This window comes from Microcoleus sp. Z1_B2 (assembly GCF_036700325.1).
In the GTDB taxonomy this organism is placed as follows: Bacteria; Cyanobacteriota; Cyanobacteriia; order Cyanobacteriales; family Microcoleaceae; genus Microcoleus.
In genome coordinates, this window is the sequence record NZ_JAUBOQ010000022.1 from 1 (window position 1) to 17,147 (window position 17,147).

A 17,147-nucleotide genomic window follows, 5' to 3' on the forward strand; every position below is an offset into this window, starting at 1 on the left:
CCTACACCCGACGAGCCTTTCATCACGCGGGCGTAATTTATTCGGGGTACTTCGCGCAGCGCTCAGATTAATCCCCTTTAAATATACCGAGGGACTTCCCGGCTGGTAGTTAAAAATTCAATACGCGACAGCTTACCCCTGCTGAAACCGGGTTTTTTGTCTGGGTGCGTCCAGGACTGTTCTTTTGTTTTCTGTGCCTGCGGGCTGGTTTCGAGGTGCCAGACAGCTTATTCGCCGTCTGTTTCCCCATCTTCTAGGAAAAGTTCGGACTCCGGTATCGCTTTAAACACGGGACAGAAACCGTCGGGGGTTACTTTAAAGCCAAACAAAGCACTGGACTGGTTCCAACAGCGCTGGCTGCGGTAGTGCTGGCAATTGCCGCAGCATTCGAGGTTTGCCTGAACGGCGCTGCCTTGAAAAAGGAGTTCCCGCTGGGAGATGCCCCGCAGTACCAGTTCTTCGCCTTGCCAGCGCGCTTCTACCAAACCGGTATCGGCAAAATTGGCCCACCGAGGATCGGCTGTAATCGGACTCGGCAAGCTAATTGCTACCTCTGTCCCCAATTCGCTGAGTTCTCCCTCATAGTTAGTTTCTGGGATAGCGGGCTGCAAAAACATTTCCCCGATCGGCAATTCGACAAGTGTTCCAGCCGCCGGAGTGTGCAACTGGTAGCGGTTTCGCAGCTCGTCCAAGTTAGCCAAGTCAGCCAAATATGCAGGGGAACCGTGGACTAAAATTACGTGCTGGGGACGCAAATTGTGGATGAGTTGGGTAGTCCCCGGCCCGTCGCAGTGTTCGGCTAGCAGATAAGTTTCGACACTTGTGACTCCAAATTGGGGTCTGTTGCCCAGCCAGTCGCTGACGGGATATCCTGGTTTTTGAGGGGCGAGCAAAATCCAAGGGTTTGTGCTATCGGCAATATACAAAGCCAAATCAGCTAACTTGTCTGTAATTACAATACAGGGCATGGCTCCCAATCCGGGGCGCTGTTCGGCAGACAGCCGACGGACGCGGGGTTTCACTCTTTCGTCCCAAAACAAAGGTTGGTGCAGAGCAAAATTTTGGACGGCGGTGGGAAATTGGGGTAACAGTTCTAGATAAGCGTCGCACCCGTCGGCGACAGTGCCATCTACCCAAATATCCAAGTCGCGGCCAGTAAAGTAGTGGTGACTGCGGAGCAGCATCAGCATTTCTTGGCCCAAACCAAGGGCCGGCGCGGGCAGCAGTACGGAGTACCCGTCGGCGATGGCGCGGTGGATGCGATCGGCTAACTGATTTTCCAGTTGTCGGCGGTGAGGGTGGCGCGCCGTGCCGTAACTGCCTTCCAAAATTAACACATCCGGCTTCATGCCCCTGAGTTCTCCTAGGGGCAAACCTTCCACCAAACGAGAATTGGACAGGAAAAAGTCGCCTGTGTAAACGACGGTGTAGGTGCGGTGCGGGGCTGCATAAGTCAGCAGCACAGTCGCAGCTCCGGGCAAATGACCCGACGGGAACAACTGCACGCTCAGTCCTGGGCGCACTTCGAGCGGCGACTGCCAGGGCAGTCCCTGACAGAACCGGGACTCTGGCTGCTGAGCCAGTTGTGGCCAGTTGAGCGGTAGCAGTCGCGCTGTCACTTCGCTGGCGTAAATTGGCAAGTGGGGGAAAGATTGATGGAGTGCTAGCAAACCTCTGGCATGATCGGAGTGGGCGTGGGTACACACCACAAAATCGGCTGGCAGCGATCGATTTAGTGTCGCTGATAGCGGTGCAATATCCTCTATACCGCAGTCGAGTAAAATGCGGTGCGGCCCCATTCGGACTAGCAGACAGACCCCTTCCTGTGCGTGGCCTGCGCCGTAAGGTAAACAATCGAGATCCATCACTGCGGTTAGCTCCCTGCTTTGCACGCAACTTGCAGTATCGCCTCTTTTAAACATTGGTTGCGACTGCATTCATTCGATCGAGTTCAGTCTCGGACGCTGAAACCGGGTTTGATGAACGAAAACACTTTGTTGCCGCCCTCGCTCCCGGTAAAAAAACCCGGTTTATCAAAGTTCTGGTGCGTAACCCTTGGAGCTAAATGTTGGCTCGAAGGCTCCGGCTCTCGTGCAAGGAAAGTAATTGCACTTAAGATTTGATGCAGCGCCAAGAAGGCGATTTTCCGAAGGCATTGGCCGGATGGGCCTTGGGCCTTCGACAAAGTTCAGGCTACTGGTTCTTGCATCAAAAGTTACATTTTATTGCACCATGTAAGAGTAGCGAGATCGATCTCATATTCTGAGTTTTAAACCTTTTTCCACAATTTGCGCCTGCTAAAAGCTAGTCTTTTTTATGAGAAGATTTTAATTCAGATGCCCAAACATCTTGATAAAACTTTACAATTCTTCATTTTTAGGGTTTTGAGGGCGGTTTATAGTCCAATCTGAAAAAGGAAGAACCCCCATCGTGCTAACTAAGGATCGCGAATTAAATAACTTACAATTTTAATTGTTATTGTGGGATGGGCGTCCCGCCCGTCATGAGTGGACGGGCGGGACGCCCATCCCACTTTCAAGAGTGGAAGTTATTTAATTCTCATTCCTAACTGCTTTTGTCAAGGCAGAGAGAGACTTTATGAGTTTGATGGGTTTTTTTGTAAAAGTTTGATACATTCTTCTAAGTAAACCTTGTGGCTATCGAGGAGAGAGTGTAAATGGCTTTTTGACCGAAAGCCTCCAGGATACCCGCCACGTGATTCATCCGTGCAGAAATAAAAAACCTGTATCCGATAAAGGATCCCCCGAATTTATCTCGCGCAAGTCAATACTTCAATTCTTTAATCTAAAATCTAAAATCTAAAATCGCGCCATCGATTGACTGCCCCATAATACGTTTGTTTACTCCGCTCATTGACAAGGGGGCAAAACGATGCGTTTTTTTGTTTAACCCCAAACATAGCCACATAAATCCCCAGACAATACATGATATTCATTCTGTAAAAATACCACTAAGTTGCCAGAAGTAATCTCAGCTCGATGAGTCTCCAACCAGCCTGTAATCTCCTGTTTCTTTTATCGTTTATGGGTCTGATTTAGGGTTGAGTTTGGGAGTATTTTTCACCTAATCCGTGCGCGGTTCGATCGCGAAAGTTTGAAGGGCGAGAGTGTTGAATTATTTGGTATGCTGTCGTGCATTTAAATTGTATATTCAGGGCGGGCGGGACGCCGAACCCCCTACTTCCCACACGAATTTATTTTTTTTGATATACAATTTAAATGCCGCCACAGCTTAGGTTTTTGAGAATAGTAAGCTGTGGAGCATTTAAACCACTAACGAGGCCAGTAGGGTGCGTCAGCTCTCGATCGCTTCCACCGGCAAGGGAAACGCGGAGGACGCTCCGCACCCTACAATACTATTTTAAATGCTCCACAGCTTATCAGAGCGCAATTAGAGCTGAAATGAGGAGCGATCGCACCAACCCGGTTTTATCAAAAAATCGGGTTTTTAGATGTGGCATTAATGGCGAGGCTTGGTGGCGATCGGCTGCCAATAATACCTGCAATTGACACAATCCTCGACGCGGGATCGTTGCCGATGGTAAAACTTGTGTTGGGAAAAAACTTGACATCAGCGGGTAATTGAAAGTAAAAATAAATAAAAGCAATAAAAGCAATGAGGCTTTATGTTTGATTCGCAATTTGATTCGCAATTTGATTCGCAATCGGCGATCGGCAAGTGTGGCATTGAGAAGTTGCTATACCCTAAAACAATTTATGCTAAAATACATCCGGTAATATACGGAGTATCTAGGATTTTTTCGCAATCTAAAATATAAAAGATAAAATCTAAAATGGCAACAGCTATTGTTGAGCTGGAAATCTCCAAACTCCCGCCAGAAATTACGGTTGATGAGCGTTACAGCAAAGCCTTGGTTTTAATTCGACTGCACGGAAAACCGATCGGTCAAGCTCTTTTGTCCGTAGTCGGAGGTGGCATTGGCGGTGACGAATTACGGGAAACACTGATGAAGGCTGCGGGGGACAACTTGTGGAAAAACTTGCTCTACGAGACTCTAGAATGGGATGAGCGGGGGTCGGTGGAGGTATTGCAGATCGCTACAGTAGCGGTTTGCACGCGCGATCGCCCGGAAGATTTGCGGCGCACTCTTGACGCGCTGATGCAGCTCCCAGACGAGGGTCAGGAATACTTAGTAATTGACAATTGCCCCAGCACGGACGCGACGAAGGAACTGGTCAAAAATTACCCACAAGCCCGCTATGTGCGCGAAGACTTACCAGGCTCCAGCGCTGCCCGTAACCGAGCTTTACGCGAAGCTAAACATGAATTCGTAGCGTTTACAGATGACGATGCGGCCCCCGATCCGAACTGGCTGCGATCGCTCTTGCGAAATTTCAGCGATCCGCGAGTGATGTGCGTCACGGGGCTGGTGATGCCCTTGGAACTGGAAACCGAAGCGCAAGAATGGTTCGAGCGCTACAGCCCCCACGGGCGGGGATTTGAGCGCCGAGTTGTTGATGGGGCGCACTGCAATCCTCTGATTGTGCATCTTGTGGGAGTTTCGGCGAGTATGGCTTTGCGGAAAAGTTCGATCGACTACATTGGGCTGTTTGACGAAGCTTTGGGGGCGGGAACGCCCACGGTGGGTGGCGAAGACTGTGAACTTTTTGCCCGCATTTTGCGCGCGGGCTACTGCATTGTCTACGAGCCGAGAGCATTGAGTTGGCACCGCCATCGGCGCACTTGGGAAGAATTGCGAAAAACGCTCCAAGGCTACGGCATCGGAGTCTATGCTTTCTGGACGCGGATGTTTGTAATCAACAGAGAATTCAGTGTGCCTCTATTAGCTTGGGGATGGCTGTGGTATAAGCAAATTCCTGAATTAATTGCTTCTTTGCGAAAGCAGCCGGATGCGGTTCCGAGGGATTTGCTGTGGGCTCAACTGCGGGGCTGCATTAGCGGGCCGATGGCTTATTTTGCTTCTAGGAAGTTGTTACAAAAAATGAAGGGGAGCAATGAATAGGGATTTGTAGATTATTTTTAACGGTCGATGAAGGGAGATGAAATGCAGATGAAGTTAATTGTTGTAATGTAAATATGGAAAATCTAACAGTTAGCATAATTATTCCTAGCCACAACCGAAGTTCTTCGCTGCGGCGGGCTTTGGATGCTTTGCACTTGCAGACTTATCCGATCGACCTGATCGAGGTTATTGTAGTGGCAGATAGCTGCATAGATAATACTTTGGCAATGCTACAAGACTATAAAGCTCGGTTTAAAGTGCAGGCGATCGAGGAAAATTGCCGGAGTGCTGCCATCGCCCGCAATACGGGAGCGGCTTCGGCTACGGGGCAATTGCTGCTGTTTCTCGACGACGATATCGAAGCGCTGCCGCCTTTGGTGGAAAGTCATGCGCGGGTTCACTCTTTGCGTCCGGGCTCGGCTGTCATGGGCCCCTATCCGCCTAAGTTGCATGGAGGAACTACATTGTTCGAGGTGGAAGTGCGATCGTGGTGGGAAGAGAAGTTTTATCAGATGAGTCAGCCCGGTCATCGATTTACTTATCTAGATTTGCTCAGCGGCAACCTTTCTTTGGATGCAGAACTGTTTGCTCGTCTCGATGGGTTTGATTCGGCTTTTGGGAACTGTGGCGGAGAAGATTATGAGTTTGGGATGCGTTTGCTGAAAGCTAATGTACCTTTTGTTGTGGCTGCTGAAGCAGTGGGCTATCATTACGAACACGAAACTAACAATCTCGATCGCTCTTTCGGCAGATTTCGTCAGGAAGGGCGATCGAATGTTTTGATCGGGTACCGACACCCGGAACTTAGACCGATACTGCCGATAGCAGTCTACGAAACTGCTGACTCGCTGGTGGATAAAATTGTGGTGGCGGTCACGTTTTTCTGGCCGGCTGCTGTGGATTGGCTGGCTGTGGGAGCCAGGAAATCTCTTGATTTACTCGAAAGCTTGGGGATGCGGGGAACTTGGCGGTGGTTGCGGGCAAAATTGCGCGCTTATTGGTATTTGCGGGGTGCTATTGATGAGTTGAAAAGTCGATCGGCTCTTTCTAGTTTTATGCAAGGTGAGCCTGCTGGTGCTGACTTGGGCAGACATGAAATTGAAATCGATTTGCAGGAAGGTTGGGAAGCAGCAGAACGAATCATTGACGAGAAAAAACCCGATGGCATTTACCTCAGTTACGGTGAACTGTCTGTCGGTCACGTCACTCCCAAATTCGGTGTAGAGCCACTGCGGGGCGCTCACTTGCGATCGATTCTGGCCCTTGACTTTGCCGAACCCCTGGCTCGGGCGATCGCGGTTAAGGGTATGCCCAAAAGTGCTGCTCATTCCGAGCCTAGCTTGGTTGACAACACCCTACTTCAAAATCTACAGTTGTTTACAGTATTGGAGAAAAAAAACCTGAAAACTTCTTCCTAGAAATGACATAATTAGATTAGATAAAAAACAGAATATAGAGGTGTAATCAAGTCAGACATTAAGTGATAGAAAATAGTAATTTAGATATTAAAAGCCACAGAAAGTGACAAAGGTAATTATGACAATAAAATTGATCGAAGCAGATTTTTTAGAACCAATTTCTGACAAACAGACTCTGGTACAGACCCTGAATTTGGTTAAGATTCTGCCCTGGAATTTATCCGGGGGAGAACCTCAGATAGTTGCTGGGGGTGTGCTGTGAGAAATGCGGGAAAGGTAGCTTATATTCGCAAAATAACTCATTTCTTTGATTTGCTACGGGTATTGGTCGATCGCGAGATGAAATTACTTTACAAGCGATCGACCTTGGGGATTGCTTGGACTTTAATCAGTCCGCTGTTACAGTTGGCTGTATTTTCCTTTTTGTTTCGCTCTGTAGTACCCCTTAATATTCCAAAATTTTCTTCCTTTGCTTTCAGCGGCTTGTTAATCTGGAATTGGTCTCAAACGGTATTATTTAAATCAACGGCATTAATTACCAATCATAAGCCACTAATCAGGCAGCCAAATTTCCCGTCGGCAATTTTGCCGATAGTCACGACGACGACGGGGCTCATTCACTTTTTCTTAGCATTGCCGGTGTTACTTATCTTTCTGGCAATTGATGGCGCTCCTCTGAATGCAGTGCTCTTGTTGTTGCCGCTGCTGATGATTATTCAGTTTTTCCTGACAGTTAGTTTTGCTTATCCCCTTGCCGCTTTGAATGTCACTTTCCGCGACACTCAGCACACTTTGGGAGTAGTTTTGCAGATGCTGTTTTACCTGACTCCGATTTTCTACGACATCAGCAGCGTCCCCGAAAAATTTAAGATTTTTTATTACTTAAATCCAATGGTGCCCCTGATTGAAGCTTACCGCGCCATACTTCTTAAAGGTATGCAGCCGGATTGGTCTGCTCTGTTAATTTTGAGCTTGGCTGTGGCGGCTCTTTTACCCATCGGACTGGGAATTTTTAGACGGCAAAGCGCTCATTTTGTGGAGGAAGTGTAAATGCGTGAAGCAATTATTGTCAAAGGTTTGGGTAAGCGTTTTAACCGCTACTCTACCGCGAAACCTCATACGATTATGGAAGCCGCTTTGTCCGGTTGGTGGAAGCTGAAGCCGGAGGCGAGTTTTTGGGCGCTGCGGAATATAAATTTTACTGTTTCTCCTGGCGAAATGCTGGGAATTCTTGGAAAGAATGGCGCGGGAAAATCAACGCTGCTGCAAGTTGTAGGCGGTATTTGCAGGGCTGAGGAAGGTTCTATTAAAGTTAACGGCAGAATTGGCGGGTTGTTAGATTTGGGTGCGAGTTTTCACACGGATCTAACGGGCAGAGAAAACGTGTTTGTGGGCGCGGTGGTGGCCGGTTTGACTCGCCGGGAAGTGGCGCGCAGGTTTGACGATATTGTGGAATTTGCAGAGTTAAAACAGTTTATTGACAGCCCGACGCGGACTTATAGTACGGGGATGAAAATGCGGCTGGCTTTTTCGGTGGCGGTGCATACCGATCCAGAAGTGCTGTTAGTTGATGAACATTTGTCGGTTGGTGATGTGGCTTTTCAAACTAAATGTTTGAATAAGATAACTGAGTTTAAGAATCAAGGATGCGCGATTGTTTTGATTTCTCACACTGCGTCGCAAATTCAGAAAATGTGCGATCGGGCTTTGTGGCTGAAATCCGGTGAAATCGTCGCTTACGGGGAACCGGAAGTGGTAGTCGGTCAGTATTTGTCAGAAATGCGATCGTCCACAGAAAATAGCACTCCCCTGCGTGCTGCTGAAGCTACAAGTAGCGGTTCGCCACTGCGAGGTAATCAGAATCGCTTCGGTACTATGGAAGTAGAAATTACCGATGTCAAAGTGTCGCCAAATACGGAAATAGATAGCGGTGATGCTATTAGCATTGAAATTCATTATTCGGTGGCGCAGGAAATTTCTGCTGCTATTTTTGCCGTGACAATCAGCAGGGATGATGGTCAAAGTTGTTTTGAGACTAATACTAATCAAATGGGCAGACTGCTGCCGCTGGTGAAAGGGAAAGGCAAAATCCGGCTGCAAATAGATAGGCTGGATTTAGGAAACGGTCAGTATTACGTGAATGCTGGGGTTTACGAGGAAACTTTGGCTTACGCCTACGATTATCAGTGGCAGGTTTATCCGCTGTACGTGCGATCGACTGTAAACCAAAAAACGATTCTTTGTCCGCCGTACCGCTGGGAATTTGAGGGCAAAATGCCGCTTATGGATGTGGCCGAACCAGCCACGGCAACTTACGATTTGGATAATAATCATCCGGGCTACGCCAAGATTTTGACTCAGTTGGAAAACAAGCAAAAACCTGACTTTTTAATAATTGGCGCTCAAAACTGTGGCACAGAATATCTATACAGCCATCTCGAAAATCACTTGCAAATTATCAAAGAAGGTTCTCGAGATATTCACTTTTTTGAATTAAATTTTGAGCGTGGTGTTGATTGGTACAGCAAGCAGTTGACACGGAGTGTAGCGAGTGAGAAGGTGATCCTGTGGGAGATGACTTCTTACTATATTTATCATCCTTTGGTGGCGGAGCGAGTTTACAAGTGTTTCCCGGATGTTAAGCTGATTGTAATGCTGGGAAACCCAGTAAAACGAGCGTGGATGCACTATCATTTAGAAGTGGCGCGAGGCACCGAAAAGTTGGATTTTGAAAAGGCGATCGCTTCTGAACCCGCTCGACTCAAAGGTGAGATTGAAAAAATCAAAGCAGATGAAAATTATTACAGTTTCAATCACCAGCATTATTCCTATTTGTCGCGGGGAATTTATGTAGAACAAATCAAAAATTGGCTCGACTATTTTCCGAGAGAACAGTTGCTAATTATCAAGAGCGAAGATTTTTACGCACATACAGGCAAAGTATTTTCCGAAGTATTGAAATTCCTGGATATTAGTGAAAATACAAGTAAAAAATATGAAATTAATCATGTCGATGAATACAGCCAAATGCCAGCGACAATAGAACAAGAATTGACTAATTATTTCAAACCTTACAATCAGGAACTTTCGGATTTATTGCATGAGGATTTTAGTTGGAGTTAGGAAAAAAGTTTTTAAATGCAGAGTGCCCAGAGACGAACATGAATCATACCTCTTTCTTCTCTTCCTCTGTGCCCTCTGCGCTCTCTGCGGTTCCTAAAAAAAAAATTAATTCACAAACCATCTATCAGCTAGAAAAATGAAACGGATATTTTTAGTAGGCTCTCCGAGAAGCGGCACAACCATGCTTCAAAGTTTATTAGCTGCTCACCCTGAAGTTATTTCTTTTCCTGAATCTAAGTTTTTTCACTATTTACTGTACAAGAAGTTTGCGGGAAAGTTGCCAGGTAGGATGGAAGCTTTTTTTAAGGATGAGATTAATCGGCCTGAACTTTTGCAAGGTTTTGATGATAGTCAAACTGTGGCAACTAAAGTTAGTTGGTTTGTCGGAGTTTTGGATGGTTTGGCGGCGGAACAAAACAAAAGTATTTGGTTGGAAAAAACGCCGGAACACATATATTTTATTGAGGACATACAGCGCTTTTTGCCGGATGCTAAATTTATACATATTTTGCGAAACAGTATGGATACAATAGCTTCTCTGCATGAGGCGACTAGGAATTCTCATGATTTGTGGGGGCCTGGTTGGGATTTAAACCACTGTATCCATCGCTGGAAGGAGGCGATGTTAATTAGTCACAAATATGCTAAAAATTCTAATCATATATTAGTCAAGTATGAGGAAATACTCGACAATAAAGTCAAAAAATTAGAAAAACTTTGTCAGTTTATGGAAATTGAGTATGATGATAAAATGCTGGAGTTTTATCAAGAAAAAGCTGCTCATCTCAGTTTAAATCTGCCTTGGCATCAAGGGATTGATAGAGAGGTTAAAAGTAATAAGGTTCACAAATATCATAAAATTTTTAATGACCAGGAAATTCGATATATTTTAGATAAGATTAAGCGAGTAAAGGGTGAAATTGCCTGGAAGTTGACGGTGGAAGTGAGCGAACCAATTTCCGATATTTGTAATCTTCCGCAAATATACGATCGCCTGTGCTGTACGATAAAACTAGAAGGAATTAAACTCGGTATTGTTGAATTGCCGATTTGCGATGGCATGGTTGCGGCTTCGGTGTTGGCGGATGCGGTTGCAGCCCAGTTTGCTTGGCAAATTCTCGATCGCTTCTTTCAACGCAATCGCTGCGAAAAAGGCAATAAATTGTGGGAAACTGTGCTGAAACCATTGCACCCTAAACATGACTGGACGCTATTTTTGCAAGAATTATGGGGGCGTCCCCATTGGAATTTGGAGGATTTCTACAATCATGAAATAGCTGAGGAAGTCCCAACAATTACCCTCGAAAAAGATTTGATTGCTGTAGAAGTTAGCGAGGAATTTGCTAATATAAAAGTTGAGCTTTCGGAAATAGACGTGCTGGTGAAAGTAGGCGGCGTTGCTGTCGGGATTGTCACTGTTGCGGTGGAAAATAATTTTGTTTCGGCTCAAAAATTGCGATCGACAATTAATCGAAATATGGGTTTTGAGTTGTGCGTCGCCGCCGTGCGAGAAGCTTTGCTGGGAAAACCACTCAACGGCAAGCAATGGCTACGATCGCGCTTAGCCTCTTGTGCTCAACAAAGGTCTAATTTGCCCGACAGTTTGAATGCAGCGGGTGCTGGGGGCATTTACCCCCAAAATGCGGTGATCTTCGGCAGGCGATCGGGTGCGATCGGGACAAGTGTCAGCCGTCGCGCCTCACTCCCGGCGGCTGCGCTACAGGAAATCGAGTCAGCCGCAGCAATCGCGGGGGAACCGACAATGCAAATTCCCCAAGAAAACGAGTTCCCAAAGCAAGTATTTTACGCACCGGAAATCATTCGCTCAAAATCTTCTTATCAGGAAGTTTCTCACTCCGTGAAACCTCAAGTTTTGGACAACCATAGCGTTACACAAAGGCTGCCGATTCTCTCCTACCGCCGCATTTCTCCTGACAGTTTAGACGCAGTTAGCCCCCAGGTTTTGGAACAACAGTTGCAGTATCTCAAAGATCGCGGTTATTATAGTGCGAGTTGGGAAAATTGGCAAAGTGCGAAACGGGATAAAACTCCTTTACCCGGTAAAGCTGTATTGATGACTTTTGACGGCGGCTATCTCGACTTTTTCCAATATGCTTGGCCTCTGCTAAAACGCTTTGATTTTACAGCGACTGTTTTTCTCGTAGCTGAGTCAATAGGAAAGACAAATAGTTGGGAAAAAGCCGAATTTGAAGAAGTGCAGTTAATGGGATGGCCGGAAATTTTGCAACTGCAGAATGCAGGAATTGAATTCGGTTCTATGTCTGCTACTCATCAACCTTTGACGGCATTGTCGCCGACAGAAATTGTGCGGGAGGGGGCGAAATCCCGTGCTATCTTAGAACGGGGATTAGAGAAATCTGTTAAATGTTTTGCCTATCCTTACGGGGATGTCGATCCAATTGTAGCGCATTTAATTGGAGCGAGTGGATATACTTTTGGTGTATCATATAAATTAAATTATAGCAGTTTTGACGATAATTTAATGTCTCTGCCGCGCATTAAAGTTACAGGAGAAAAATTTTTATGGCAATTAGGTTTGTAGGGTGCGTCAGCCAGCGAGATTTTTCCCTCAACTAACAATTTTTCAACAGACGCACCTTACTTTTAAGTCAGTAGGCTGCGTCAGCCAGCGAGATTTTTCCCTCAACTAACAATTTTTCAACAGACGCACCTTACAAGTGAAATCGCTTAATCAATCCCTTGATTTTCCGCTGCAAATAACCGCCGAATCCTCTGGAAATTCTCTCAAATTTATAATAAAATAAAATATCCATCACCTCTTCAGTTTTCATATACTTTAAATAAGAAATCATTTTATCGGTTAGTTCATCATTAACATCATCGATATACTTTCTCACCGCCAACCTTTCTGAAATATTCCATTTCCGATCAAACTTGCGGTGCATTTGGGTCTCATAATCCCGAAAATCTGAGATTTTCCCCTGCAAATAGCTTTGAATATATTTCCCTGCGATTTGGGCACCATCCATCCCGTGTCTAATCCCTTCGCCGCCCAAAAAATTTACTGTCGAGACAGTATCGCCGATCGCAATTACATTATTTTCTTTCCAATAAATATCCTTCAAACCAGGACTGTACTTCAGCGTCGAACCATGTTTGTCAATAATTTTATAACTTTTAGACTTCAGATATTCATCAATCAGTAAATCAATATATTTTTTCAGCGGTGACAAATGCCTCACCGTTTTCGGGTCTAAAAAAATGCGACCCGCACCAACTTTCAGTCGGTTTTGTTCCATTGGGAATATCCAGGAATAACCCTTCGGCATCCATTTATCGCCCAAAAAGAAGATTAAATCACCGCTGTATTTATTGTAAACTTCTGGCTCTACTTCAATTAAATATTCAATTCCAGTTCCCGACAAAAAATTGGGCTTATCATTCTCTTTTTCGTACATAACCGCCCTAGCGAAGCCAGTAGCATCAACCAATACTTTCGTGCTAACTTGGATAAGTTTACCGTCGGATAACTGTTTAAATTCGACTATTGTTTCGCCGTTTTCTTGTGAGTGTCGAATGTAGCGATAACCAAGCCAAACTTCACCGCCAAATCGCTCAACTTCGCTAGCCAAAAATGCTCTAAATTTAGCAAAGTTGAGAACAACTCCCAAGCTTTCGGGAGACTCCCAAGTTTGACTGACTTTGCTAGTTTCAATAGTAAGTTTGTGCCAAAAACTGCCGATAACGGATTCAGGTAAATCGAATTTAGAGAGGGTTTCTAGAGGTGTAGCGGCGCTAGAAAAGTCATTTTTATTAAAATTGTCGTTTTGCTCTGCCAGCAAGACTTTGTGGCCGGATTGGGCTAGGATTCTCGCGCAGTGACCGCCTGCAGGGCCTGCTCCTACTATTACTATGTCAAAACTTTTTAAATTCATTTTGCTTTTAACTCGCTTCCAATGTCAAAACACCCGCCGAAATATCAACTACCAATCGCCGATTTTTCAACAACTGGCGGCCGATTAAAATTTCCGGTACTCCGGCACCCATTAGGGTAAAATCCCCCGGATTCATCCGTAATCTCGCTTTATTCAATTATTCAATTTCAAATCTAAAATCTAAAATCTAAAATCTAAAATCGATTGACTGTCCATTGCTAACCAGCCCTAAAAACCTGTATCTAGCAGGGCATCAACAGGTAATTCTAAGCCGTTATCAGCAATCAATTCAATTTCCAAAAATAGCTCATCCTCATCACCAAATGTTCCTTGAATCATATCGTGCCACACGCCCCTGTATTGTTGATGCGGAACATGAAGGGGATAGCATTTGGATGTTTCTGGCGACACATTTTGGTAGCCACCATATCATCTTTGTCGATAAAATAGTCTCCGCTGTCGGGTTCAACGGCCATGTACCAGTTGTAGTGGGTTTTAATCAATTCTGGTTTGAGGCGATCGAAAATTGGTTTGCAGCGCTGATAAAATGCTTCTCTTTCGGCTCGCCACTGGGCTTTTTTTTCTTCTGACCACTGAATTTCTGGGAACAGTCTTCCCCGCCGCACGGTACGATTTGGTTTTACGTTAGTCATTGTTTTTTCTCCCTTATCCTCAAATCTTCCTTCAATCATGCTGCTCTTTCACTGTCATAGATCGGAGCTAGAATGGTAAGGTGCGCTGCACCCTACCATTCTAGCTATTTACACGCTAACAGGAGACTGTTTGCGGCTGAATGTTGCTAAGATACGATCGCACATTTGCGACGGAGTTAATCCTAAACTGGCAAATGATTGTTCAGGCGTTGCATGATCTACCAATGTATCGGGTACACCCAACCGCATCAGGGGCACGAGGACATTATTGTCGAGCAAAGATTCGGCTACTGCTGAACCAAAGCCTCCCATCAAACAGCCTTCTTCCATTGTGACAACTTTGCCGATTCGCTGTGCTAAAGGCAAGATTAATTCGGTGTCCAAAGGCTTGACAAAACGCGCATTGATGACAGTTGCTTCAATACCGTGCTCGCTCAGAATCTGGGCGGTTTGCATTGCCGGATAAACCATTGAACCATAACCCAAAATCAGCACATCGTCGCCGTTGCGGAGAATTTCAGCTTTGCCGATCGGCAATTCTTCCCAACCTTCCTCCATCAAAGGCACGCCGTAACCGTTGCCGCGCGGGTAACGCATGGCGATCGGGCCACTGGTGTGGTTAATTCCCGTGACTACCATCCGCTGCAATTCTGCCTCATCTTTTGGTGCCATAACTACCATATTTGGCAGGCACCGCAAGAAAGAAATGTCGTACATTCCTTGGTGAGTTGGGCCGTCAGCACCGACAATGCCCGCGCGATCCAAACAGAAGAAAACTGGCAAATTTTGGATACAAACATCGTGAATTATTTGGTCGTATCCCCGCTGGACAAATGTCGAGTAAATTGCCACAACCGGGCGCATTCCTTCGCAGGCTAAACCAGCGGATAAAGTCACGGCGTGCTGTTCGGCAATCCCGACATCAATGTACTGTTTAGGCAGTTTTTCATGAAGTTTATCCAGACCAGTTCCGGTTGCCATAGCAGCGGTAATGCCGACAATTTTCGGATTATCTTCTGCTAGCTTGACTAGGGCGTGGGCAAAGACTTTCGAGTAAGCTGGAGGCTTTGGTTTAGTGGAGGGAATGCCTTTGCCTGTGGCTAAGTTAAAGGGATTTTGGGCGTGATATCCTACTTGGTCTTTTTCGGCGATCGCATATCCTTTGCCCTTCACCGTCACAACGTGAACTAGCACAGGCCCTTGGATAGTATGAGCTTGTTTGAAAGTGGTAATTAACTCTTCCAAATTGTGTCCATCTACCGGGCCCATGTAAGTAAAGCCCAATTCTTCAATTACTGCTCCAACTTTCGAGACAGCCAAGCGTTTCATCCCTTCTTTGAGGCGTTCCATTTCTGGAGTAAAAGTTTCGCCGACAAAGGGAATGTGTTTGAATTGTTCCTCTAAGTTATCTTTGAGAAACTGCACCGGTGGCGACAATCGCATCTTGTTCAAATAGCGGGTAATTGCGCCGACGTTGGGCGAGATTGACATCTCGTTGTCGTTGAGCACAACTAACAAATTGGTTTTCGGCATATGGCCCGCGTGGTTAATCGCTTCGAGTGCCATGCCCCCAGTCAAGGCGCCGTCGCCGATGACTGCTACAGTTTTAAAGTTTTCCCCCTTGAGGTCGCGCGCCATCGCCATCCCTAACGCTGCGGAAATGCTTGTGGAAGCGTGGCCGGCGCCGAAGTGGTCAAATTTGCTCTCGCAGCGCTTGAGATAGCCTGCAACGCCGTCTTTTTGGCGCAGGGTGTGAAATTGGTTGTAGCGGCCGGTTATCAATTTGTGAGGATAAGCTTGGTGGCCGACATCCCAAGTAACTTTGTCGCGATCGAGGTCGAGTGTTTGGTAGAGTGCTAAGGTCAGTTCGACTACACCCAATCCTGGGCCGAGGTGGCCGCCGCTAGCGGCTACAGTTTCTAAATGCTTTTCTCGAATTTGTCGGGCAATTTGTTCGAGTTGATGAATCGAGAGGCCGTGTAATTGGTTTGGGTGAGTCAGTTCGCTGAGATGCATATTTTAAAATCTTGCTCCTGTGAATCAGGACGAATCCTTAACAGATATAGGTTGTGCCTGCAACGTTGGGTACGCGCAAACGTTAGAATAGTTTAACGGTTATTTGAGAAAAACTGTTAGGCGTAACAATTTTGTTATTTCGGGTCTGGTAATTATAGTTAATAAATTGTGCGCCGTCAATCGATTTTAGATTTTCGATTTTCGATTTTAGAGGCGACCCCACGGATAAATGCGGGGGCTCTTCTGATTTTCGATTTTCGATTTTGGATTGATTGCACGGATAAATCACGTGGCGGGTACCACATGAAGAAATTCGTGGTCAATATAAAAAAGCTTATGTTGTTAGTTCCTAATCGCTAATCGATTTTAGATTTTAGATTTTAGATTTTAGATTTTAGAGGCGACCCCACGGATAAATGCGGGGGCTCTTCTGATTTTCGATTTTCGATTGATTCCATGGATAAATCACGTGGCGGGTACCACATGAAGAAATTCGTGGTCAATATAAAAAAGCTTATGTTGTTATACCATTTATCTAAAGATGTGCTATGGATGAAGTCTTAGCCCCCCCGCGGGAGGGGGGGTTGGGGGGGGTAATATCTAGCGCTACTTTATGAAATTGGTATTAGTTCCTAATCGCTAATTGTTAGCTGCATGGAGATTCTTAAGCATTTTTAACTACTTTTTGTAGTGATGGCTGACTTTTTAGCCATCTTGTTTCTGCAAGCGGAATATGATACAAAATCATTAACTGTGATGGAGCATCTCATATTTGTAAAAACACTTCTTCTGGCTCCTTCCTTCTGCCTATTTCCTTATGCCTCAAATTAATTCAATAGACCTCTTGCAAAAATAATTAGGACGGGTTTTGGGGCCCATCCCACAAGCAAAAATAACTCTTGTGGGATGGGCCCCAGAGCCAGTCCCATCAATTGAGGAAAAGGATTTTTGCCACAGGTGTAATCTCCCTTACTCCGCTGATGGCAAAGGAGTTTCCGCTTCTTCGGGGGGCGGA

General features: G+C 45.7%; 13 protein-coding genes. 6 read left to right on the forward strand and 7 right to left on the reverse strand.

All coding sequences use genetic code 11. The features are described 5' to 3' along the window. Positions 1–227 precede the first annotated feature (227 nt). Both QT984_RS14695 and QT984_RS14700 read right to left on the reverse strand, forming a co-directional pair. A complete protein-coding gene (locus QT984_RS14695; protein WP_333051822.1) occupies positions 228–1,865 on the reverse strand; it encodes an MBL fold metallo-hydrolase in 1,638 nt (545 codons plus the stop codon). Between the two features lie 1,535 nt (positions 1,866–3,400). Further along, positions 3,401–3,592: a hypothetical protein gene (locus QT984_RS14700; RefSeq protein ID WP_333212685.1), complete on the reverse strand. Its 192-nt coding sequence runs from the start codon at positions 3,590–3,592 to the stop codon at positions 3,401–3,403. 222 nt (positions 3,593–3,814) lie between these two features. On the opposite strand from QT984_RS14700, the gene QT984_RS14705 reads away from it, so the two are divergent. From QT984_RS14705 to QT984_RS14730, 6 genes are all read left to right on the forward strand, one after another. Next, on the forward strand, positions 3,815–5,005 hold the full coding sequence (locus tag QT984_RS14705; protein ID WP_333051455.1) for a glycosyltransferase: 1,191 nt from the start codon (positions 3,815–3,817) through the stop codon (positions 5,003–5,005). Between the two features lie 74 nt (positions 5,006–5,079). Continuing rightward, the gene (locus QT984_RS14710; RefSeq protein ID WP_333051453.1) at positions 5,080–6,423 is read left to right on the forward strand and encodes a glycosyltransferase; all 1,344 of its coding nucleotides are present in this window, start codon (positions 5,080–5,082) and stop codon (positions 6,421–6,423) included. Between the two features lie 118 nt (positions 6,424–6,541). Then, positions 6,542–6,685, forward strand: a complete 144-nt coding sequence (locus tag QT984_RS14715) for a hypothetical protein (RefSeq protein ID WP_333212688.1) — start codon at positions 6,542–6,544, stop codon at positions 6,683–6,685. Next, positions 6,682–7,473, forward strand: coding sequence for an ABC transporter permease (locus QT984_RS14720; RefSeq protein WP_333051451.1), 792 nt, complete (start codon positions 6,682–6,684; stop codon positions 7,471–7,473). The genes QT984_RS14715 and QT984_RS14720 overlap by 4 nt, the downstream gene beginning before the upstream one ends. Further along, complete coding sequence (locus QT984_RS14725) at positions 7,474–9,546, forward strand: Wzt carbohydrate-binding domain-containing protein (protein WP_333051450.1); 2,073 nt, start codon at positions 7,474–7,476, stop codon at positions 9,544–9,546. A gap of 136 nt (positions 9,547–9,682) precedes the next feature. Then, positions 9,683–12,109, forward strand: a complete 2,427-nt coding sequence (locus tag QT984_RS14730; RefSeq protein ID WP_333051449.1) for a sulfotransferase — start codon at positions 9,683–9,685, stop codon at positions 12,107–12,109. Positions 12,110–12,239: 130 nt separating this feature from the next. Here the strand turns inward: QT984_RS14730 and QT984_RS14735 are convergent, their stop codons facing one another. The 5 genes from QT984_RS14735 to QT984_RS14755 all read right to left on the reverse strand — a co-directional run. Beyond that, positions 12,240–13,463 carry an NAD(P)/FAD-dependent oxidoreductase gene (locus QT984_RS14735; RefSeq protein ID WP_333051446.1) on the reverse strand — a complete coding sequence of 408 codons (1,224 nt, stop codon included), beginning with the start codon at positions 13,461–13,463 and terminating at the stop codon, positions 12,240–12,242. Between the two features lie 7 nt (positions 13,464–13,470). Next, the gene (locus tag QT984_RS14740; RefSeq protein ID WP_333272556.1) at positions 13,471–13,599 is read right to left on the reverse strand and encodes a hypothetical protein; all 129 of its coding nucleotides are present in this window, start codon (positions 13,597–13,599) and stop codon (positions 13,471–13,473) included. A gap of 199 nt (positions 13,600–13,798) precedes the next feature. After that, positions 13,799–14,116, reverse strand: coding sequence for a hypothetical protein (locus QT984_RS14745; protein ID WP_333051443.1), 318 nt, complete (start codon positions 14,114–14,116; stop codon positions 13,799–13,801). A 108-nt stretch (positions 14,117–14,224) separates the two neighbouring features. Continuing rightward, positions 14,225–16,132: a 1-deoxy-D-xylulose-5-phosphate synthase gene (gene dxs, locus QT984_RS14750; RefSeq protein WP_333051441.1), complete on the reverse strand. Its 1,908-nt coding sequence runs from the start codon at positions 16,130–16,132 to the stop codon at positions 14,225–14,227. Between the two features lie 827 nt (positions 16,133–16,959). Then, positions 16,960–17,147: hypothetical protein (locus QT984_RS14755; protein ID WP_333374294.1), on the reverse strand; the 188-nt coding region annotated here is incomplete at its 5' end.